Annotated in this window: 17 protein-coding genes and 1 pseudogene; 17 read left to right on the top strand and 1 reads right to left on the bottom strand. The window is 54.2% G+C overall.

What is annotated here, in order from left to right:
- Positions 1-39: 39 nt before the first annotated feature.
- The 15 genes and pseudogenes from AC3Y2E_RS32535 to AC3Y2E_RS32465 all read left to right on the top strand — a co-directional run.
- Entirely contained in the window at positions 40-951 is a 912-nt protein-coding gene (locus AC3Y2E_RS32535; RefSeq protein WP_379217433.1) for an SDR family oxidoreductase, read from the top strand.
- A 162-nt stretch (positions 952-1,113) separates the two neighbouring features.
- Positions 1,114-4,185 (top strand): ATP-binding protein, encoded by a 3,072-nt coding sequence (locus AC3Y2E_RS32530; RefSeq protein ID WP_379217432.1) that lies wholly within the window; start codon positions 1,114-1,116, stop codon positions 4,183-4,185.
- 29 nt (positions 4,186-4,214) lie between these two features.
- Positions 4,215-5,333, top strand: coding sequence for a response regulator (locus AC3Y2E_RS32525; protein ID WP_379217439.1), 1,119 nt, complete (start codon positions 4,215-4,217; stop codon positions 5,331-5,333).
- Positions 5,334-5,377: 44 nt separating this feature from the next.
- The gene (locus AC3Y2E_RS32520) at positions 5,378-5,500 is read left to right on the top strand and encodes a hypothetical protein (RefSeq protein WP_379217431.1); all 123 of its coding nucleotides are present in this window, start codon (positions 5,378-5,380) and stop codon (positions 5,498-5,500) included.
- A 221-nt stretch (positions 5,501-5,721) separates the two neighbouring features.
- On the top strand, positions 5,722-7,317 hold the full coding sequence (locus tag AC3Y2E_RS32515) for an alkaline phosphatase family protein (RefSeq protein WP_379217430.1): 1,596 nt from the start codon (positions 5,722-5,724) through the stop codon (positions 7,315-7,317).
- 21 nt (positions 7,318-7,338) lie between these two features.
- Positions 7,339-8,100: a C39 family peptidase gene (locus AC3Y2E_RS32510; RefSeq protein WP_379217429.1), complete on the top strand. Its 762-nt coding sequence runs from the start codon at positions 7,339-7,341 to the stop codon at positions 8,098-8,100.
- Positions 8,101-8,252: 152 nt separating this feature from the next.
- Entirely contained in the window at positions 8,253-8,903 is a 651-nt protein-coding gene (catA, locus tag AC3Y2E_RS32505) for a type A chloramphenicol O-acetyltransferase (RefSeq protein WP_379217428.1), read from the top strand.
- A gap of 164 nt (positions 8,904-9,067) precedes the next feature.
- The gene (locus AC3Y2E_RS32500; RefSeq protein ID WP_379217427.1) at positions 9,068-9,898 is read left to right on the top strand and encodes a helix-turn-helix transcriptional regulator; all 831 of its coding nucleotides are present in this window, start codon (positions 9,068-9,070) and stop codon (positions 9,896-9,898) included.
- Between the two features lie 100 nt (positions 9,899-9,998).
- Positions 9,999-11,006 (top strand): zinc-dependent alcohol dehydrogenase, encoded by a 1,008-nt coding sequence (locus AC3Y2E_RS32495; protein WP_379217426.1) that lies wholly within the window; start codon positions 9,999-10,001, stop codon positions 11,004-11,006.
- 409 nt (positions 11,007-11,415) lie between these two features.
- Positions 11,416-13,347 (top strand): FAD-dependent oxidoreductase, encoded by a 1,932-nt coding sequence (locus AC3Y2E_RS32490; protein ID WP_379217425.1) that lies wholly within the window; start codon positions 11,416-11,418, stop codon positions 13,345-13,347.
- Positions 13,348-14,632: 1,285 nt separating this feature from the next.
- The gene (locus AC3Y2E_RS32485) at positions 14,633-15,940 is read left to right on the top strand and encodes an ABC transporter substrate-binding protein (protein ID WP_379217424.1); all 1,308 of its coding nucleotides are present in this window, start codon (positions 14,633-14,635) and stop codon (positions 15,938-15,940) included.
- A gap of 220 nt (positions 15,941-16,160) precedes the next feature.
- Positions 16,161-17,222 carry a hypothetical protein gene (locus AC3Y2E_RS32480; protein ID WP_379217423.1) on the top strand — a complete coding sequence of 354 codons (1,062 nt, stop codon included), beginning with the start codon at positions 16,161-16,163 and terminating at the stop codon, positions 17,220-17,222.
- 230 nt (positions 17,223-17,452) lie between these two features.
- Complete coding sequence (locus tag AC3Y2E_RS32475; protein WP_379217422.1) at positions 17,453-17,872, top strand: DUF1801 domain-containing protein; 420 nt, start codon at positions 17,453-17,455, stop codon at positions 17,870-17,872.
- Between the two features lie 82 nt (positions 17,873-17,954).
- Positions 17,955-18,284, top strand: coding sequence for a four-helix bundle copper-binding protein (locus AC3Y2E_RS32470; RefSeq protein ID WP_379217421.1), 330 nt, complete (start codon positions 17,955-17,957; stop codon positions 18,282-18,284).
- 489 nt (positions 18,285-18,773) lie between these two features.
- Positions 18,774-19,040 (top strand): annotated as a pseudogene (locus AC3Y2E_RS32465) (hypothetical protein); the annotation flags it as partial.
- Positions 19,041-19,788: 748 nt separating this feature from the next.
- Here the strand turns inward: AC3Y2E_RS32465 and AC3Y2E_RS32460 are convergent.
- The gene (locus AC3Y2E_RS32460) at positions 19,789-20,565 is read right to left on the bottom strand and encodes a helix-turn-helix domain-containing protein (RefSeq protein ID WP_379217420.1); all 777 of its coding nucleotides are present in this window, start codon (positions 20,563-20,565) and stop codon (positions 19,789-19,791) included.
- 178 nt (positions 20,566-20,743) lie between these two features.
- On the opposite strand from AC3Y2E_RS32460, the gene AC3Y2E_RS32455 reads away from it, so the two are divergent.
- Entirely contained in the window at positions 20,744-21,799 is a 1,056-nt protein-coding gene (locus tag AC3Y2E_RS32455) for an amidohydrolase family protein (protein ID WP_379217419.1), read from the top strand.
- Between the two features lie 18 nt (positions 21,800-21,817).
- Complete coding sequence (locus AC3Y2E_RS32450; RefSeq protein ID WP_379217418.1) at positions 21,818-22,168, top strand: Rieske (2Fe-2S) protein; 351 nt, start codon at positions 21,818-21,820, stop codon at positions 22,166-22,168.
- Positions 22,169-22,473: the final 305 nt, after the last annotated feature.

The raw sequence follows: 22,473 nt of genomic DNA, 5'->3' as shown, positions 1-22,473 counted from the left end.
ATAATGAAGAAGAGAACAAGAGACCGAGGGGGAGAGACGATGAAAGATTTAAGCGGAAAAGTAGCCTTGGTGGCGGGGGCGACCCGCGGGGCCGGCCGGGGGATCGCTGTCGAACTGGGAGCGGCCGGAGCAACGGTCTACGTAACAGGCCGTACGACGCGCTCCCGGCGCTCCGAATACAACCGTCCCGAAACGATTGAAGAAACGGCTGAGCTTGTAACCCAAGCCGGCGGACATGGCATTGCCGTTCAGACGGATCATCTCGATCCCGGCCAGGTCCGGGTGTTGACCGACCGCATCGAGAGTGAGCAGGGCCGACTGGACATCCTCGTAAACGATATATGGGGAGGCGAAAATCTGGTTCAGTGGAACGTCCCGCTATGGGAGCACTCCCTGGAGGGAGGGCTTCGCATGCTGCGGCTTGCGATCGACACGCACCTGATTACTAGCCATTATGCGCTGCCTTTGTTAATCCGCAGCAAGAACGGACTGGTGATTGAAGTAACCGACGGAACGGCCGAATACAATGACAGCAACTACCGGCTATCGATGTTTTACGACCTGGCCAAGACGTCCGTCATCCGGATCGCCCGCTCGCTGGCCCAAGAGCTGGCTCCCCACGGTTGTACGGCGGTAGCGGTCACTCCGGGGTGGATGCGTTCGGAGCTGATGCTGGACCATTTCGGCGTGAAGGAAGAAAACTGGACGGACGCCTTGGCCAAGGAGCCTCACTTCGTGATCTCCGAGACGCCGCGTTTCGTCGGGCGCGCCGTTGCGGCTTTGGCGAAAGACCCCTCGGTGCACCGATGGAACGGTCGTTCCGTGTCCAGCGGCCAGCTTGCGCAGGAATACGATTTTTGCGATCTGGACGGTTCGAAGCCGGACTGCTGGCGGTATATCGTTGAAGTGCAGCAGGCAGGCAAGCCGGCAGATCCGTCCGGATACCGGTAACGCTCCTCCGTTACAACCGAATAAGATTTGGAGAAGAACCTCCGGCCCCGCAGCATACAAGCGGATCTGGAGGTTTTTTACTGCGCTTTTGTGATTTTTTTGGGAGATCGGCGTGGTATAGTAGAGGTTGTCTGTCGACTTCCAAGAAGAGGGGAACAACCGTTGAGTAGAGAGTTTTACCGGAAGCTCGTTGGGATCGGCTCGATCTTTGCGATTTCGATCGTTCTGTTTATCGGAGTGTATTCCCAATCCATACCGAATCCAAGCTCGCCGCCTGCCAAGCAGGGGGTATTGGATTTATCGGATTGGGATTTTCGCGGCTCAGGGCTTGTCCGTCTGGACGGAGAATGGGAGTTTTATGAAGATCAGCTGCTGGAGCCTTCGGATTTTCGCCAAGGCACACGCCCGGAGGCCGCTTATTTATCGGTGCCCGGCACGTGGAAAGGAAAGCTGGCGGATGGCGGCATGACCCGCAAAGGGTACGGCACGTATCGGCTGAAAGTAATAGTTCCCGTAACGGACGAAGTTTTCGGACTGAAAATGAGAAGCGTCCGCATGTCCCACCGGCTGTTCATCAACGGCAAACCGGAAGGAGAGAGCGGTCTGCCAGCAGCCGGGATTGACGAATACCGTCCGGGCAATACGCCGTATACTACATTTTTCCATACCGGTTCCCGCGAAGTTGAAATCGTGATCCAGGTGTCGAACCACGTTTTTGTCACCGGAGGCATCGTGAATTCGATCCCGTTCGGGCTGCACCACGCAATGACCAAGATGAACGGAATCCAGCTCGGCACCGACGTTGCGATGATCCTCATTCTGGGCATGTTCGGCTCCTACCATCTCAGTCTTTATTTTATCGGACGAAGAGAACGGTCGTACTTGCTCAGCGGTTTCTATATGCTGATCCTGGTCGTGCAGAAATCGCTGTTCGGCGAGAAGATTTTGCAACGGACGCTGCCGGATCTCCCGTTCGAAATCGCCTACAAGCTGCTGGATGTAAGCGAATTTCTCAGCGCGGCGGTCATTATTTTATTTTTCTGCACGGTGGACCCTCGTCTGATGTCGCCCCGGAGGAGGAAGGCAGTACTGGCTCCGCTTGCCGTATACGTAGCCGCGGTTGTCGTGCTGCCCTACCACGAACACATCCAAGCGAAATATTTGTTTTATGTATACCTCGGTATCGCGATTCTGTGCATCATCGGCCGAATGATTTATTTGTACGGCAAAAGCGGAGGGCTCTCGTCCGAGCGCAGGGAGCAGGCGCTATTTATCGGCGGGATCGTGTCGCTCCTCCTCTTTCTTGTCGATGGAAGCCTGTATGCGGAAAATCTCGTTCCTACGGATCTGGCGGGGAAATTCGGCGTCATCAGCTTCATCATCTTCATGAATATATTGCTTGCTGTACGTTTCTCGAACGCTTATGCCAAAACGGAAAGCCTGACGCATCAGCTGACGATATCCAATCAGTTGAAGGACGAATTTCTGACTAATACGTCCCATGAAATCAAAACTCCGCTTCACGGCATTATGAATATGACCTCCTATTTGCTGGACGACGAGGAGAACAATTTGACCGCGAAGCAAAAGCAAAACTTGTGGCTGATCAAGGATACGTCCATGAAGCTGTCGATGCTGATCCACGATTTGATTGACGTGACCCGCTTGAAGCACGGGGAGCTGCGCTTGCAGCAAACGGTAGTGGACGTGAAGGTTGCCGCGCAAATCGTATGCGACGTGCTGCAATTCGAACTTGCCGGCAAAGCCGTCCGGCTGGTCAATCAGGTCGACTCCGACGTATGGGTTTTGGCCGATGAGAACCGGCTGCGCCAAGTGTTATACAACCTGGTCCATAATGCGATCAAGCATACGGACCAAGGGACGATCGAGATCACCGCGACCGTGGAGAATGAGGCGGTTTATCTACATGTCGAAGATACGGGTACCGGTATTCCGCCGGAACGGCGTGATGCGATCTTCGAATATTTCGAACAACTGGACGGATTGCTTCCGCAGGACGGTTATACCGGTATGGGCGTCGGCCTGTACATCAGCCGCAAGCTGGTCGAACGAATGGGCGGGGACATTCGGGTGGCCTGGTCGGAGGTTGGCCGGGGGACGAGCATCGTTTTCACGCTGCCTGCCGTAAAACGGATACCGGTGTACCGCGAAGCGGCATCCGCTTATGAAGAGCTGCGGCGGGTTGCTTTCGACGATGCTCCGCTGGATATTGTAAACCAGCAGGGGGATACGATACTGATCGTTGACGACGAGGCTTCCAATATCCACAGCTTGCTTACCATTTTGAAGCGGCATCGTTACAATGTGGTTGTCGCGTTCTCGGCCAAAGAGGCGATGGACAAAATGAAACAGCATCCGGATGTCGATCTCGTCATTCTGGATGTAATGATGCCGGGAACGTCCGGCATTGAACTGTGCCAGACGCTGCGCACACACTATTCGATTCTGGATCTGCCTATCCTGTTTGCGACCGCCAAGGATACTACGCAGGATATTGCGCTTGGCTTCAGGGCAGGAGCCAACGATTATGTAACCAAGCCGTTTGACGGGGAGACGCTGATCGCCCGCATTCAGACGCTGATCGCGATGAAAACTTCGATTCAGGAGGCGATTCGCAACGAGCACGCGTTTCATCAGGCACAAATCAAACCGCACTTTTTGTACAACGCGCTCAGCAGCGTAATCTCCTTTTGCTACACGGATGGAGAAAAAGCGGCCTATTTGCTAACTATGCTCAGCCAATATTTGCGGTACATTCTGGACATGGACCGTTCTACCTTGTTCGTCCCTCTATATCGGGAGCTGGAGCTGATCGAGGCGTACGTGGAGATTGAAAAAGCCCGATTCGGGGAGCGGTTCGACTTTGTCTGCACCTCCGACCCGAAACTGAACCGCATCGAAATTCCTTCCTTATGCATCCAGCCGTTCGTGGAAAATGCGATCAGGCACGGGCTGTTCGAGAAAGAAGGACCCGGGAAGGTAACGCTTGCGATTCGCGAAGGAGAGGGATATATTCAAGTAACGATCGAAGACGACGGGGTCGGATTTCCGGACGATATGCGGAATCCCTTGTCCGCGGGGGAGCGAACAACCGGCGGCATCGGCATCTCCAATATCCGCAAACGTCTGGATACGATACCGGGCGCCGCGCTGACGATCCGCTCCGAGCCGGGACTCGGAACTAAAGTAATGATGTATCTGCCGGCCAGTTAAGGACGGGCTTACTTACTGAGAGAGGAGGAATAGCTCTGTTTCAAGTTTTTATTGTCGAAGACGAAAAGCCGATTCTGGACTTGATGAAGGTCATCATCGGCCGCAACCCCTATTTTACGATCACAGGAACGTTCGTTAGTCCGCTGGAGGCGCTGGACCATCTGCCCCGCCTCAAGCCGGACGTCGCGTTTCTGGACGTGGAGATGCCGAGGATGAACGGGCTCGAGCTTGCGCAAAACATCAGCAGGTTATCGGAGCGGACCAAAATCGTATTTACAACCGCCTACAAGCACTACGCGCTGGAAGCGTTCGATGTATACGCGCTGGATTATATTTTGAAGCCTGTAACGCCGGCGGCAATCGAACGGGTCGCGGAGCGTCTCCTGAAGCTGCATCGTCCCGTCGTCCTGAACGGGCACAGGTCTTGGACTTCTGCGATCAAATGCTTTGGGGGACTGGATGTCCGGAGTCCGGAGGGAGCTCCGGTTCGTTTTCCGACACGTATGACGGAGGAGCTGTTCGCCTACTTCCTGTGTCATCCGGGCAAGGAACAGAGCAAGTGGCAGCTCGCCGATATGTTGTGGCCGGATATGAAAGAGGAGCGGGTATCCCATAATCTGCACAACACGATCTACCGGTTGAAGAAACTGTTGAAAGAGAACGGGATCGGTATGGACATACAGAAGTCTAACGAAGGGTACCTGCTGGATACGGGGCATGCGCTATACGATGTGTTCGCCTTCGAGAAAGAATACGACGCTTGGACGGGCGACCCTAAAGACGCGGAGCAAGCGGAACGGCTGTGCGCCCTGTACAAAGGGCCTTTGCTCGACGGGAAGCCGTACCTGTGGAAAGTGCCTCTCGAGGAAGCCTATTTCAAAAAGTATACGGCGCTCGTTCGTTATCTGATTACCGAGGACCTCGCCAAGCAGGAATGGTTGAAGGCGGAGCAGCGGCTGGAAACGTACGTATCGTTGTACCCGGTGCATGAGGAGATGAACCGGACCTTGATGGGGCTTTATGCGATGAGAGGCGATAAGGAGAAGATTGTCAGACAGTACTCGGTATTCGAGCATACGTACCGTAAAGTGCTGGGACTGGAGCCTCCTCAGGAGCTGAGAGACCGGGTCTTGACTTGGCTGGGGTGAAGCGATGGCGGATTGGGTACAACTGGTGCGGGAAGAGGGAACTGATGCTGAAAGTGTATGGAGTAGACGACGCCGACCTTGAAGCTGCACTCGAGCTGTGCGGGGGAGAACTGCTCGCCGGCGAAGACTACGACTTTTTGATTCGGAATACGAAGATGCGAACGTAGCCTTTAACAGTCTGTCTTCCTGGTGGAGTCGGGCTGTTTTTTTGTTGTACAGCATGCACGATTCGATCCGAATGTCGTTGGGAATAGGGCCGGATTTTCTCCATTTATGCCTTAACTGTTCGTATATTTCGCATAAAAGACAATAAACGGAAGCACGCTATACGCTGTAAACTTTGACTTGCACAATGGGCGCTGCGAAACAAAGGAAAGAGGGCGGTAAGATGGAAGCAGGCAAAAAAATTGCCGTTGTGCTGACAATCGGCTTATGTTTTACCTTATTTCTTACCGGTTGCCGGGCGAAATCGGGATCAAACGCGGAGTTTCACTCGAAATCGGAGTTGCAAATAAAATCGGCGACCGCCAAGCCCGTCGTCGCCATCATCATCGACTCCTTAATGGACAAGCCGCTGCAGGATGCGCTTGCCCAAGGCAAGGCGCCGGCCTTGAAATACCTTATAGACAACGGGCATTACTTTCCCAACGTTATCAGCTCCTTTCCTACTATGTCCGTTACGATCGACAGCAGCTTGCTAACAGGAGTGTATGCAGACGGGCATCGTGTCCCTGGGCTCGTATGGTATAGTGATCGCGAGAAACGGATGGTTTTTTACGGCAATGGTCCCAAAGAAGCATTGAAAATTGATCAGTTGCAAGTTTTGGAGGATAGCGTCTATCACTTGAATCAACTTCAATTAAGCAAAAATGTCAAAACCGTACACGAGGAATTGGCCGATTCCGGCAAACAGTCGGCTTCGATTAACGCGCTCATCTACAGGGGAAGGTCGGAGCGAGATGTCCGTATACCTGAATCGATGGCGAATACATCCCGTTTGCCCGTTCATTACAAAATAACTGCTCCTCCGCTGTTTTCTTACGCCGCACTCGCCCAGCTAAACCCGGCCAACGCCAACCACACGGAGATATGGGAAAAATACGGCATGAACGACGAGTTCAGCGCCCGGGATATCGCCTACCTTGTAAAAGAAAGGAAACTTCCGGAAGCGACGATAGCCTATTTTCCGGAGAATGACAACATCGTTCACCGAAAAGGCGCCAAGGAGCTTAAAGGCATCGAACAGGCCGACCGTTCGCTGCAAACCGTATTTAATGCTTATGGATTGTGGGAGGAAGCGGTTCGTAATACGGTTTGGATTATTTTGGGAGATAGCGCTCAAAGCGATGTACAGAAGGATCGGGACTTATTTAGAGTGGATTTGCGCTCGCTTCTGAAAGATTACCGGATTGCCAAGCTCGGCAAGCCTGTTGGACAAGACGATCAGATCGTCATCGCCGCTAATGAGCGAATGGCGTACATTTATGCCTTGTCACCCGATTTGAAGCTTACGGATCTGATTGGAGAGCTGCAAGCCGAAGACAAGTTTGACATTATAGCAGCGAAGCAGGACGATTCCGTAATGCTTACGGCCGGAGGAAGGGCTGGCAGCGTCTTAACCTACCGGCCGGGAGGGGCTAATCACGATGAATATGGTCAAGCATGGTCGCTCACAGGCGAGCCCTCGCTTGCGGATATATCGCTTAACGGAACCGGCATCCAATATGGAAAGTACCCTGATGTACTGGCCCGACTGTACGGGGCGCTTCACTCTCATGAAGGCCGGTATATCGTAGTTACCGTAAAACCGGGATACGAGCTTGCGGGCGAAAGCTCCTCTTCCTATCGCGGCGGCGGAGCACATGGCTCCCTGCATGAAGCCGACTCTGTCGTCCCGTTGATCGTGGCCGGAACGGATTCGAAACCGAAATCGCTCCGGATCGTGGACATGAAGAGCTGGATTTTGCAATTGACGGGTCAGTAATGGGTTAAGGGTGGGTTAATAATGAAAACGTTCATTAGTACGCTTATGCTGCTGATCTTGATTAGCTGTTCAGCCAAGACCGACCGCCAGGTTGAGAATCATTCGCCGATTTCGTCGAGTTCATATGAAAAACCGCAACCTGCGGAAATCGCAAATAACGGCAATGTACCAGCCCAACCGGCCGAACAAGAAGTCATTTTGGATGTCCCCATTATTTCGCAAAATCCTGAGCTTAAGTACGGATGTGAAGTAACAAGCCTGACTATGCTGCTCCGATATGCCGGAATCGAAGCGGACAAAATGAAGTTGGCCGACGAGCTCCCCAAGGATGAAGATCCCGTAACGAAAACCAAATCCGGCGACATTACGCAGTGGGGCAACCCCGACCATGGTTTTGTCGGCGATATAACAGGGAAACGTATGGGTTATGCCGTTTATGCAGGGCCGCTCGAGACGCTGATGAAACAATACCTTCCGGAGCGGACCATCAATCTGACCGATAAACCGATCGAAGATATTGTAAAGCAGCTCCGCGATCGGAAACCCGTTGTTGTATGGACTACCGGCGACTATAAATTGCCGGACCGCTGGGAAGCATGGAGCCACGAAGGCGAGGAAATTCGCACTCCGTTGGATTTGCATGCCGTTGTCCTGGTCGGATTCAATTCCACTCATTTTTACGTAAACGATCCGTTGTCGGGCAACAAAGCTTATCCGGTTGAGAAACAAACCTTTATAGACACCTGGGTTGCCCTTGGCAAACAGGCATTATCTTATCAATAAACGTTTGGTATGTTCTTTGTATCCAAAAAAAGATAAAATGTAAGGGACGGGATCGTCCGTTAAAACATACGAGGATTGGGATGAGGCTATGATTAAAGCAGTGGATGTAGCCTCCTAAAATAGCAAACCACTATTCTAGGAGGGACGATACGATGAATTTCACTCGGATTGATTTGGATACATGGAGCCGGAAACCTTACTTTGAACATTATTTAGACCGTGTCCGATGCACGTACAGCATGACGGCAAACCTTGACGTTACGAGGCTGCTGGCCGAAGTCAGGCTAAAGGGGATGAAGCTGTACCCGGCCCTGCTGCACATGATCACCGCCGTGGTGAACCGCCACCTCGAGTTTCGCACCTGTTTCGATGCCGAAGGCCGGTTAGGCTATTGGGACCGGATGTCTCCCGGCTATACGATTTTCCATGACGACGATAAAACCTTTTCGTCCATATGGACTTCGTACTGCGACGATTTTCATGCATTTTACAACCGCTATCTGGACGACAGCAATAAGTATGGAAACGTCAAAGGATTGGCCGCAAAACCAAACGAGCCGCCGAATACGTTCCCGATCTCCAGTATTCCCTGGGTCAGCTTCACGGGCTTTAACTTGAACATCTATAACGAGGGAACCTATTTGCTGCCTATTTTTACGATGGGGAAATATTTCCCGCAAGACGGGAAAATAATGATCCCCTTATCGGCACAGCTTCACCATGCCGTATGCGATGGATATCATGCCGGCGTGTTGTTTCGAGAGCTGCAGGAGCGGGAGGAGGCATGTACGGACTGGTTATGAAACGATTCAGCATTCCTTGGGCACTCCCGCCCGGAGAAGCTGTAAGAGAGCATATGGATTGAGCAGTTACAAGGCCGTCTTTCTATTTCCTGCGAAACCAACTGCCGGAATAGTCAGGGGCCTTGTTCCCGTCATTACTTCGATTCATGAGGATGTGACCGTCCATGATGAAGGATACCATCATCTCGTCCTTGCTGGAAACGGCGGAGCTGAACGTGCTTCAATTCGATATCCACCGGCTCCGTGCGATGAATTATCGTAATCGCGTGTTCGAGCACTATTACATGATGACCTATGTGAAAAGCGGCTCGGCCAAGCTGCGGGTCCGGGATCGAATCTATGAGATCACCCCGGGGACTGTCATTTTCATCCCTACCTTTCTGGAGCACGACCAGTACATGGACAGCGAAGAGGAGACCGAGTTTTTATGGTGGCACTTTACGTACAAGATTCATAATCGGATCGATGTGCTGCCGTTTCTGCAAATTCCTTATCTGTATACGCTGCGGAATCATGAGCGGTTCGAAGCGGTATTCGATGAATTTATGTGCTCCACGGCGAGGGAAGGACGCCTGCCCAACATCATTTTGCACAAGGCCAAATCGCTGGAGCTGCTTTATCTACTTCTGGATAACGCAGTAGGAGCCGTTGATCCGGGGGAATCCCCGCAGCCGTCCCACAGTTTTTTGTCCATCCTGCTGAAGATCGTCACCCGCCCCGAAGCAACGCTTTCGTTAAAGGAGCTGGCCGCAGATTTACATATGAATCCGACTTATGTCAGCAACCGCTTCAAAGAAATGTTCGGCACATCGCCGATTCTGCTCCAGCGTGAAATCAAGATCGCCAAGGCGAAGAAGCTTCTGGAAATGCGCGAGATGAATATTACCGAAATCAGCCGGATTCTCGGCTTTAACGATATTCAGACGTTTACCCGGTTGTTTAAGAAATATACCGGCATATCCCCGGGGCAATACAAAAGGCTGTTCAACCTGTAAAAGTGTTAAACTTCAACAAAGGCATGCTCTACGTTGTCTGCACCTCCCGGTTATACAATACTCCCAAGAGGAATTTATTCCGACTTGAGGAGGTTCCAGGATGGACACCATAAACATCGTATTCGCAGACAAGGAAAAGGTAGAGGTCCGCAAGGAAACGCTCGAAACTTCGCTCGGGCCTTCGCAGCTTTTGTGCGCCGCACGTTGTTCGCTGATCAGTACAGGCACGGAGATGCAATGTCTCAAAGGCGTATTCGACGCGGATACGAACTGGGCGGGCTGGGTCCGATATCCGTTTCGTCCCGGATATTCGATGGTGGCGGAAGTGCTTGACGCTGGAACGGAAGTTCGCGGCATACAGAAGGGCGACCGGGTGTTTGTCGAGAATGCGCACGCCCAATACTTTAAAACGGACGCCGGGCGGGTATGCCCGCTTCCGGATGGGATCAGCGACGAGCAGGGAGCGTGGATCAATCTCGCCAAGACGACGCAGCTCGGCGTAAGAAGAGCGGAGCTGCAACTCGGGGAGACGGTCGGCGTGATCGGGCTCGGCCTATTGGGACAACTTGTTACGCAATATTTGGCTCTTTCCGGAGTGCAGCAGCTTTTCGCCATCGACCCGGCGAAGGACCGCCTGAAGCTGATTCAGGAACGTCCGGGCCTTCATCTGCTCGCTATGGATGCGGGTGAAGCACAAGATGAGATCCGCCATGCAACCGAAGGCCGGATGCTGGACGCCGTCTTTGACGTAACCGGTCATCCGGCGGTTCTGGCCCGGGCCACCAAGCTCGTCAAACCTTTGGGACGCGTAATATTGCTGGGGGATACGGCGACGCCTTCGCGGCAGGAGATGGGTCATAACGTCGTATCGAATTCCGTGTCCATCCTGGGCATTCACGGCACTATGACGTACCGGTCCTGGACCCATTCCGAGATGGCCGGCTTGTTTATCCGTTATTTGCTCCAGCGCCGGATGGAGGTGTGCGGATTAATCACGCATCGCTATTCGCCACTGGAAGCGGCTGCCGCTTACGATCTATTGGCCAAAAACCGGAGTTCGGCTATGGGCGTTATGCTGGATTGGACGAAGCTGCCAACGGAAGGCTGACGGCCGGCAAGCGGCAGCGTGGAGCTGAATCGTTTAGTTGCAGCAATGGCGGGGCCGCGGGCTGTCTTTAAAGGCGTTTTGCGATTAGCTGTGCCCCGCTTTGAACCGGTTATCCTTGAACCCAAGGACCTCAGCCTCCACTTTACCGTGGAAGTGGAGGTCCTTTCGTTTGGATACGATCCTCCAAATTATGAAATTCCCTTCAATAATCGCCGGATGCCTTGCTGCTGCCCGGTTTTTGATTAAACTAAAATGAAACTGGAAGCGGCGGGTCAGTAGCTTATAATGGGTTACAGACGGAACCTGATTCAACGGCACCCAGCAAACGGACAGAGACAATCGGGCGAAGAAGTGAAACGAAACGAGAGAACGAGATCGAACAATATGGGAACATAGAGGAGAGTTTACTGTGCAACCTTTACACACTCAGGCGGATACGATCGTCTATGGAGGGACGCCTGCCGGTATCGGCGCAGCCATCGCCTCGGCGCGGCGCGGGAAGCGCGTGCTTCTGATCGAACCTTCCGCTTTCGTCGGCGGTTTGATGACGAGCGGTCTGGGCGAGACCGACATCCGTTCGGTGGATACGTCCGGATCGGTGTTCGGCGAATTTCTGACGCTGGTGCATGAGCACTACGTATCCGTATACGGCGAGCAGTCGCAGCAGGTGAAGGATTGCTGCGGAGGCTTGAGATTCGAGCCTTCCGTAGCGCGTAAAGTGATGCATACGCTGCTTGGAAATGAGCCCGGGATTACCGTACTAGTTGAACGGCAGCTTCTCTCCGTCCAGATGGAAGGCGGCCGGATTGCAGGTATGGAGGCCGAGGACGTGCGGTCGGGCGAGAAAACGGCGTACCGCGCGCATCAGTTTATCGACGCCACGTATGAGGGGGATATGGCGGCCATGGCCGGTGTGCCGTACCGGGTCGGACGCGAATCCCGCGACGAATGGAACGAGGAGCTGGCCGGCAAGCTGTATTGCGAATACAGCACGAAGGAGATTCTTCCCGGCAGTACGGGGGAAGGCGACGAGCTGCTTCAAGCGTACAATTTCCGGCTCTGTATGACGGACAATCCGGATAACCGGGTACCGTTTACCAAACCGGCTCATTACGACCGCAACGAATATACCAGTTTGCTCGGCGATATTGCGGCAGGCCGGCTGAAAACATTCGGCGATATAATCAAGCTGTCGCGTATCCCCAACGGCAAAACGGATACGAACAATCACCATAACTGTTCGTGCTCGACGGATCTGCCGGGCGAAAATCTCGGCTACCCGGAAGGAAACCGTTCGGAGCGGGAGCGGATCGCGACTCGCCATCGGGAATACATCCAGGGGCTGCTCTGGTTTCTTCAGGAGGACGGAGAGCTGCCGGAGACGTTCCGGGCGGAGGCGCGGAAATGGGGGTATGCGGCGGACGAATTTCCGGAGACCGGCCATTTTCCTCCGCAGATCTATGTGCGGGAAGCACGGAGGATCGTCGGACGGTACGTGTTTACGGAAAACGATGCCAGACTCGCGCCGGGGTTGAACCGGTCGCCCGTGCATTACGACAGTATAGCGACCGGCGACTATGCGATCGATTCCCATGCGACCCGCAAGCGGGAGCCGATCGGGCAAAATCGGTCGCTGGAAGGGTTCCTCGGCTTCGGCAAGCTGACCGAAGTGTATCAGATTCCGTTCGGCGTGATGGTGCCGGAGCAGGTAACGAATCTGCTCGTTCCGGTCGCTGTATCGGCTACGCATATGGGCTTCGGAACGATCCGGATGGAGCCGTTCTGGCTGCAGCTCGGCTTCGCCGCCGGAGCCGCCGCTTCGATGAGCCAGACGCTCGGGACCGGCGTACAGCAGATCTGCATCGACAAGCTGCAGGACGAATTGATCGAAGCGAACCAGCTGATTACGTATTTCCGCGATGTGAAGGCGAATAACCCGGCGCACGCGGCGCTGCAATATTTCGGAACGAAGTCGTTTTTCACCAGCTACGAAGCGCACCCGGACGAGAGCTGCACCTTGGCCGACGCCTCCATGTGGCTGAACCTGGCCAGAGCGCTGCCGGGCGGCGCCCGACTGCCCGCGCTTCCTGCGACGGACCGGATCGCACCGGCCGGCACGGATATCGGGCCGCGCAAGCTGGAGGAGGAAGAGCCGTACCGGACGTACTGGGCGGCAAGGCCGAACTTGTCGCGGCCGATGGCGGTACGGTGGATCGCGGCCGCCCGCCGCGCGCTCGGAGTCGATTACCGCAGTCCGCTCGAGGAGGGTGGTCAGGAGGACGTGACCCGCGGCGAATTCGTTACGGCGCTGTACGAGCTGCTGAAGCTCTCGCGAAGTTGATAATCTCGGCGGCCGTCTGACTCAGAGATGATGACGGGGATGCTTGTACTAGGGTGCTAGTGCTTGTGCTGATGCTGATGCTAGTACTGGTGCTAGTGCTGATGGTAATGCTGTTGCTAATGGGGATTGGGTGGCTGTCTCCCAAGTCGTGTTGCGATTTTTCGCGCCCCGCTTCCAACCGATATTCCTCGAGAAAAAGGAAAGGACCTCAGCCTCCACATTACCGTGGAAGTGAGGTCCTTTCGTTTAGAAATCGGGCCGCTCCCTGTTACATGACACTTTGGGGGCAGCCCCTTCGGTGTTGGATAACGAGGCTATTAACGTTTGCTAAGAGGCTGTCGATTCAATGTGGACAACCAAGTGGAAAGGGAAAAGATTACCTTCTGGCGAGTTTTGTCTGGAATCCCCTACCTTACCATCCTTATTCAATCAAGGGATTCCGGACAACCTGTCTGAGCAGAAGAAGGTAACTTTTCACTTGGAACGGCCTGCTAACACTTCTACACAATGAATCGACAGTCTCACCAAAGACTTTTATTTTGTGACGGCCGCTACCTGAACGCATTTCGTATCAGCAAGAAAGCGCATGTTCTGCCTGCAAGGCAGACTCCAGCTTAGAGGGGCGAGCATGATGGAGAGGGTTCGTTTAGAAGCTTATTCAACATTAGAATGTTTGACATGGCCAAAGCGTTAAAGTGATAAGTAAAATAGTCTTTCAGAGAAACCTCCGCTTACACAGAGTCGATCCACGTGAAGAAGGCTTCGTTTTGTCGTTGAGGAGCTTATCTCAAAAAAGTGCCAGAAAGGCCAAATTTCTGCGAAATTGAACCTTTTTGCATGCATCGCCCGGAGCAAATTCCTACACAGATGCAGGATTCTTTCTGAAAATAGTCGAAGTTTAAATGATTCCCTGTAGAGAAGCAGGAATATTTCGCAGAATGAGCCAAAACGCTTTACACCATCCCCCTGCCCCGTGGCCCAACGCCTTCGCGCAAGTGGTGGGATGTGTTCCTTCACCCTGCACCGCGGGCCCAAAGCCTGCGCGTAAGCAAGGGTTGGTTAGCCGTCGTGTGACTGGGTCCCCGTGCGCCGGTAGTCGCACGGGGATCGGAAGGAATTCGCTCCAACCTCCCGCCCCGCCGGGAGCCGCTGCCCCTTTGCCGCCCTGCTTGAAATAAAGTATAAGCTGTTTGATCATTATGTGCATGTAAAGCGCTTACAAAATTCTTTACTATGAAATTAGAAACACACGCGTGGCACTTACCATGATCAGGGAGGGGCTCGAATGAAAAAGAGAGTGGTTTCGGCAAGTGTATTGGCTATCGCCGTATTGACGGCGGCGGCCGGATGCGGGGGCAAGGAAGGCGGCGAGCAGGGACAGCAGGTTAAACCGGAGGTCAACAAAGATCCGATCACGCTGCAGCTGGCGGTTCAAGGAACGGGAGCCGTCGTCGACCAGGAATTCCAGGCGATCGTAAACGAGCACTTGAAGAAGAAGTATCCGCACATCACGATCAACTACAACCCGGAGAGCCAGGGGACGACGATCGATGCGCTGCTGGCGGCCGGAACTCCCCCCGATATTATCATCACCTTCAACGGCAATCTGGCTTCGTACCGGGACAAAGAGCTCGTATACGATATGACGCCTCAGTTCCAAACGAACGGAGTCGATCTGGGCCGGTTCGAGGCCACGTATATAAACGATGTCAAAAACGCTTCGGACAAAGGCGAGCTGTACGGCTTGCCCGTCAACGTCAACTACCACGCCATGTATTATAACAAAGACATTTTCGATAAATTCGGGGTCGCGTACCCGACGAACGGGATGAACTGGAATCAACTGCTCGATACGGCCCGGAAATTGACGCGTAAAGAAGGCGGAACCCAATACCGCGGCCTCGATCCCGGATCTACGATCATCTGGATGTCGCAGCCTTTATCGATTGCGGTCATCGATCCGAAGACGGACAAAGCGATTATCAATACCGACAAATGGAGAAGAGTATTCGAGCTGGCGAAGTCGATCTACGACATCCCGGGCAACGGCTATATAGCGGAATCGCCTAAGGATCAGTTTATGAAAAGCAAAACGCTCGCGATCCTGCTTGATCTGAATATATTGAACCAGCTGGCGAGTGCGGAGAAGGAAGGACTGAACTGGGACGTCGCCCAATACCCGAGCTATCCCGAGCAGCCGAACACGTACGGCAATGCAAGCGTGTATGTTGCGGTCGGCACCAAACCGAGCAAGTACAAGGATGACGTCGCCAAGGTCATCGATCTGATGTCTTCAGAAGAGGTGCAGCTCGCCTTGTCCCAGAAAGGCAGACTGTCTCCGCTCCGGAGCGAGAAGGTGAAGGATGCGCTCGGCAGCGAGAACCCGGCTCTGAAAAACAAAGACCTGCCTTCGATCTTCAAAAGCAAGCCGGTCCCGTACCCGGTCGCCTCGATCTATCGCAGCAAAGCGGAAAGCGCGGCCGTCACGGTATTCAGACAATATCTGAACGGCGGGATGGACGTCAATACAGCGCTGAAGCAGACGGAGGAAGCGGTGAACAAATTGGTCGAAGCTGAGAAAGGGAAGCAGTAGCAACACCAGCAGCACCAGCAGCGGGAAGGGTAAGCGGTTTAGCATTCACAATCGGCTTGTGCCTTCCTGCTATCGCAGCCGGCTAGCGGAAGCGGCTTGCGCCTTAGCGCACTCCCCTTCCCGCGGGGCTAGCTCGATTCCGGGTCCGGGTCACATCCCGGTACCCCCTTTATCGCAATGGCAAACGATGCGCCTTCCCGTCTGAGGAGGCGCATTTTTCGTGCGCGTTTGGCCGCAAACGGATGATTTATCGGGTTTCTTTCGTTATAATTTTCTGAATGAGCTGGAATGGGGGAAGCACGTGAGCATCTACAACAATATTTTTCATTATTTTCGCGGCCAGACGAGCGGCCGGTCAGGCGAATCTCCGGTTCTTCAGCTGGAGAATAACGTGACGAAAGCGTTCCTGAACGTGCTGGAGCATGCGGACGTTTCTTTATTCCGATCGTTTTGCCGCGAACTCGGGGTAACACTGCCCTCCAAGAAGCCGGAATATCATATTCAGGCGGCTTCCACCTTTCGGCAGCGTTCGACGCTGGGAGCCGTGCTTGCCATCGCCAGGGAGGCGGACGTCAGTACGGAAGGCGAGCCCCATTCGTATACGATAGCGGACGGAGCGATAGTCTCGCCGGAACTGGCGCTCGTTCTTGAAGTGAAAATAAAGGACGACCGGTTGTACCGCAGTCAGCTGGACGGCCATAAGAAGCTGCTGGCCCATTCGGATCAGCTCGCGTCCGATCCGATCGTCCGGACTTGGGAGCAGATTTTCGGGTTTCTGAAGCAGGCGAAGCTCACGTACGAGAGCAGTGGGGACGCGCTTTCCGGCTTTTTGATCGGGCAGTTTCTCGACTTCAGCCAGACGAACTGCATCGCCAAGGATCAGCTCGAAGCGGAAGATATCCTGAGAAGATTTATGACGGAACGCGAACGCCGGATGGCCGGCGAGATTCACCGTTACATTCTGAACCACGAGGCATGGAAGCCCAACATCCTCATATCCGTTCCGAAGCGCGGAGACTGTATCGAGTACAAGCTCGCCGGCAAACAACACCGCAACTTCCTGACGCTGCTCGCGGACGACCGGGTCCGAGGTCTGATTGTGCGCAGAGACGGCGAAGGCGGGGCAGCGCTGCAGACGGAAATCGACCGCCTGACGAATATTCCTTTCGACCGAACCGGTTTTCACAACGGAAATGAAGCTTACATCCGTTTCGACTTCTGGAAGGACGACTGGACAGGCATCCGCCCCTTTATTGATGCGACCGGGCAATACAGGCTGTGATACGCCGGCCGCCAGCCGGGATCTTATATATACGTAACTAGGCATATACGAAAAGAGCAGTTTGGCTTAAAATGGAACTAACGACGGTATACCAATAAACGATGACTGCCGCCCTTTCTCATAACGAGCGACAAGCTGCATATGAGCGCGACCGGCAGGATCGCCGGCCGAAATTGGGGGAACGGGACGTCCCGGGCCCGGCGGCAGATCGGTAAGGAGCGTACGCGTATATGGCAGCGAATCTGAAGAAAACGGCCAAATTAACCGGCAGCGAGCAGGTCCTGCTCTTCCTGAATGAGCTCGAACATCCGCTGAAGCCGGAGATCGAAGACGTCCGGACGATCATTCTGGGGGCGGACGACCGGCTGACGGAGCATATCAAGTGGAATGCTCCTAGCTTTTGTATGAACGGCGAAGACCGAATCACGTTTCAGCTTCATGGAAAAGAAATGTTCAGACTGGTGTTTCATTGCGGGGCGAAGGCGAAGCGGCATGCGGAGAATAAACGGTTGATCCAGGACGATACCGGGTTGCTCGATTGGGCGGCGAATGATCGGGCCATCGTCAAGTTTGCCGGCAGGAGCGATGTCGAAGCAGGCCGGGACAAGCTGGCCGAAGTGATAAGGAAATGGCTGGAGGCGGCGGTTTAGTCGAAAATTGCGGAGCGCATGGTGGTTTCAACCAGACTCGTCGGGGTAAGAAACAGTATACGGCCGATGGGAGGTTCCGCTAATGTCAACCGAACAAATACAGAGTTGTATGGAAGAATGCCTGCAAGCTGTGATGGCCTGCAATCATTGTTACCAGGCTTGCCTGGAGGAAGACCATGCCGGCATGTTGAAGGCAAGCATACGCCTCAGCCGGGAATGCGCGGAGATTTGCGCCTTCGCCGCCCAGGCGATGTCGTTGAACAGCTCGTATGCGAAGCAAATCTGTATGATTTGTGCGGAGGTATGCGAAGCTTGCGCTCAAGAATGCAGAAAGCATGATCACGACCCTTGTCAGCGCTGCGCCGAAGCGTGCTACTCCTGCGCATTGGCATGCAAGGCGATGGCCGGTTAACCGGATGGAGGCATGAGAGAACGAAGGGAAAGCCGCATGTGTCAATGAATAGCGGCGGTGTGGTTCAAAGAAAATGAAAGGTGCCATTGCGGCAGGCGGGGAACGATGCGTCTGCAGGCAGTGGTTCTTTTTGTTGAACGGATAACGGCGGAAGCTTTTACAGATTGACAAGGCGGAACGGTGGAGCATCGTAAAATGCAATTGTGCCATGAAAACCGGCAGTTCGCAGAAGCCGGATTGTTCAGAATAACGGAAGGAGCGGCCATATGCGCAACCGAACGGATGTGGAGAGCCTGACGGAACTGTTCGCCGATCATTCGTACAACATAGACAGCGTTTACCGGCTGGTCATTCAGCCGAAAAGCATCCTCTCAGCCGGAGGTAGTGCTCGAGGTGTGAGTAACGACTATCTCCCAAAAAGAAGAAGGCTTCGTTCTGCATGCCGCTTCGAGCCGGATGCATTACAGCAAGACCGTCATATTGGCGATCGTCGGCGGCTCCTCCATGAGCGAGACGTCGGTGCTGGGCCTTTATGCGGCTGGTGACGTGCTGCACCATGAAGGGAAGCTGCACCTGATTGCCGGAGCGTTCCAGGACGCCGCGAACGCGGTGAACAAAGCGAAGCAACACATCTCGTCTGACGCCAATGCGTACGGAATGGTATCTTCGCACAACGACTTGTTTGCGCAGAAAAACCGAGAGCTGATGAAACATCTGTACACGAAAAACGAAACTTACGCCGGAGGAGCCCTATGAACAGATGGATTTGCCTGATCGTTCCGCTTGTATTGCTGTTGGGAGCGCTGACCGGATGTTCCGGTACGACAGCCGGGGACGCCCCTCCCTCAAGCGCGGCCGATGAGGGTGAAAACGGACAGCGAAGCGGAACTGGCGAGGCTGAATCGAACAAGGGAAAAGATTACCTTCTGGCGAGTTTTGTCTGGAATCCCCTACCTTACAATCCTTATTCAATCAAGGGATTCCGGACAACCTGTCTGAGCAGAAGAAGGTAACTTTTCACTTGGAACGGTCTTGCTAACACTTCTACACAATGAATCGACAGTCTCGCCAAAGACTCCTATTTGTGTTAAAGCCAGTCCGCAATCCGTGTCAGCGAAGCCGAATACGGCCTGCTCGCAGGAAAGAGGGGGACGGGCTTTAATAAAAGGCGGGTTGTTCCCGCAAAACCTCAACAACGTGCGGTTTGAGCCGAAATTCCCGTTCCCTCCCGCGCGCTGGCGTATGGGTTTGCACGTCAGAGAAGGGGCTGTCTCCAAAGCCGTACTGCGATTTTTCGGGCCTCGCCTAGAACCGATTTTTCTCGGGAAAAAGGACCTCAGTCCCCACGTTACAGTGGAATTTGAGGTCTTTTCGTTTGAAAGGGGGACCCTCCCCCTGTTTTGACACCTTCGGGACAGCCCCTTTTCAATAAATCCCGCAGCCTTCTCTGTGCACACCAGGGAGGCGCTGCCCGAGGCGGAGGCAAGCCCAGCGCGTCTCGTCTCTACAGCGGATTCTGAATTTTCAATGTATGGGAGGGCGGATGGCCGACGATTTTTTTGTACATGTAGTTGAAGTACGTCTGATCGCAATAGCCGAGCGATTCGGAGATTTCCCCGATCGTCATGTTGTCGGTAAGCAGCAGCTCGCGGGCGGCGGAGATGCGTACCTCGTGCATGTATTCGATCGGCGTGCGTCCGGTTACTTCCTTGAACACGGTGGAGACGTAGGTCGGCGACCGGTTCACCGTTTCCGCCAGCTCGCTTATCCGAAGCGGTTTGGTGTAATGCTGGACGATGTGCTGCTGGATGCGATGCGCCAGGTTGCGGCGGGAAGCCGAGTGGGCGCCGCCGGTCAGCTCGCGCTGAACGATCCCGAGTATCTCCGACAGGATGCCGCGCGCGATCAGCTCGTAGTACGGCATTTTACCGATCCAGCATTCATTCAGCATCGAGAACCGCTGCTTCAGATAGTCGTAATGGAGCGGACGGATCAGCTGGAATATCCCGTTTTGCAGCAGAGCGAGATCTTCGGGAAGAGTATCCCTAAAGTGTGCTGAATACAGTTGAATCGGCTCTTCTCCGTCCGATACGGCCGAACGCAACGAGCCCTTCGGGAAAAACAACCCTTCGCCTTTGCGGATGTGAACCGTCTCGTCCCCGAAACGGTACGTCGCGGAGCCCCTAACGATAAGGAAGAGCACATGATGCTTCACCGTGGATTCCGGCACCCCCCAATTGCCGTTAACGGCTTGCTGAAAAGCGATATTATAGATCTCCATCCGCTAAGCTTCCTCCTTTGCCATTCCAAAAACGAAGAATCACTAAAAAAATGCTATGATCACCAATCGTAATTCAATATGAAGCGATTTACAATAAAAATATGAAAGCGGCGAACGACACGAACGACACATTCCCAAACAAGCCGAACCGACTGTGAAAGGGCAGGGTGAATCCGCAATGAATCCAAATCAAAAAGTAATTGACGTCGACGTCCATAACTCGTTAAAGAGCCCGAGGGATCTTCTTCCCTATTTGCCGGAGCCTTGGAGGTCCCGGGTCGAGAGCTCGGGGCTGGGTCTCCCCGGCCACGGCTACTATAATCCGCTCGGTGTGAACCGGCAGGACTGCAGGCCGCCTTCCGGAGGTCCGTCTGCTTCCGACCCGGAATTTCTGATTCAGGACCTGCTGGTGCCATATCAGATTGAAGTTGCGATCCTCACCGGGGATCTGATGGGCGTATCCGCGATGCACGATCCCGATCACGGGGCGGTGATCGCCTCCGCGTACAACGATTTTCTTGCCGAGCGCTGGCTGAAATATCCCGAGTTTCGCGGTTCGATTCTAGTATCCGCGCACGATCCGCTGCTCGCTGCCCGCGAAATCGACCGGATGGCCGATCATCCGCGGATGGTGGGTGTCATTATGGGAAGCGGCCAGCGGGCTCCGCTCGGCCAGCGCCAGTTCCATCCGATCTATGAGGCGGCCGAGCGTCACGGGCTGCCCGTAGCGATCCATCCGGGGACGGAAGGCGCCGGAGGGACGCATGCGCCTACGCCGTCCGGTTATCCGACGCGGTACCTGGAGTGGCACACGGCGCTGTCCCAAAACTATATGGCGCACCTGATCAGTCTCGTCTGCGAAGGGGTATTTGAGAAATTTCCGAATCTGAAGTTTGTGATGCTGGAGGGCGGCATCGCCTGGCTGCCGCACCTGATGTGGCGTCTGGACAAAAACTACAAAGGGCTTCGCTCCTCGGTGCCGTGGCTGAAACGGATGCCGAGCGAATATATCCGCGACCACTGTCTGTTCTCGACGCAGCCGATCGAGGAGCCGGACGATCCGAAAGATCTGCTCGCCATCTTCGATATGATCGACGCCGAAAACTTCCTGATGTTCTCGAGCGATTATCCGCACTGGGACAACGATGTGCCGACGGAAATATTGAAGCGGCTCCGCCCAGAGGCGCGGCAAAAAATTTACTATGACAACGCAAAGCGGTTGTACAAGCTGTAGACAGGGGGAGCGACTACGATGGCAGTTTACTACGTGGCTGACGAAGCCGAGATCGAGGAAGGCAAACGGATTATCGTGGAGGTGGAGGGCCGGTCGATCGGCGTATACCGTGTCGGCGGCGAGCTGTTCGCTCTGCATAACCGGTGCCCGCACGAAGGCGCTCCTTTATGCAAAGGCCCGATATGCGGCACGACGCTGCCGTCCCTCGTCTACGAGTACGAGTATGGCCGCAAGGGGGAACTGGTGCGCTGTCCGTGGCACGGCTGGGAGTTCGAGATCAAGACCGGCAAATCGGTATTCAGCGAGAAGGTACGCACGAGAAGCTACAAAGTGCAGGTGGAGGGCGGCAAGGTCGGCATTGTACTGTAATCATTGTAATGTAATGTCGGCATTGCAATGCAACGGTTGCCCCGCAGCGCATATGCAGGCGCTGTATGGTCTGGAATCAGGATCAGGATTCGTATAGGCTGTCCCGGAGGCTGCAAGCCGCACCTTCCGGGACGGCCTTTTTGTTGCGGGCGGTTCGGGCTTAGGGAGCAGCGGAGGGGCGTTATTTTCAGGAGGTGGAGGAGGACCTTCTGCTGAGAAGATAGGCGGGGAGGTTCATACTTGTTTTGGCAAAAAAATATTGTGCTATAGGGAAACTATGCTATAATATAGATTATATATAATAC

Source organism: Paenibacillus sp. MAH-35 (assembly GCF_058135425.1).
The sequence above is the reverse complement of the archived record's forward strand: the minus strand, read 5'-3'. Positions and strand labels throughout refer to the sequence as shown.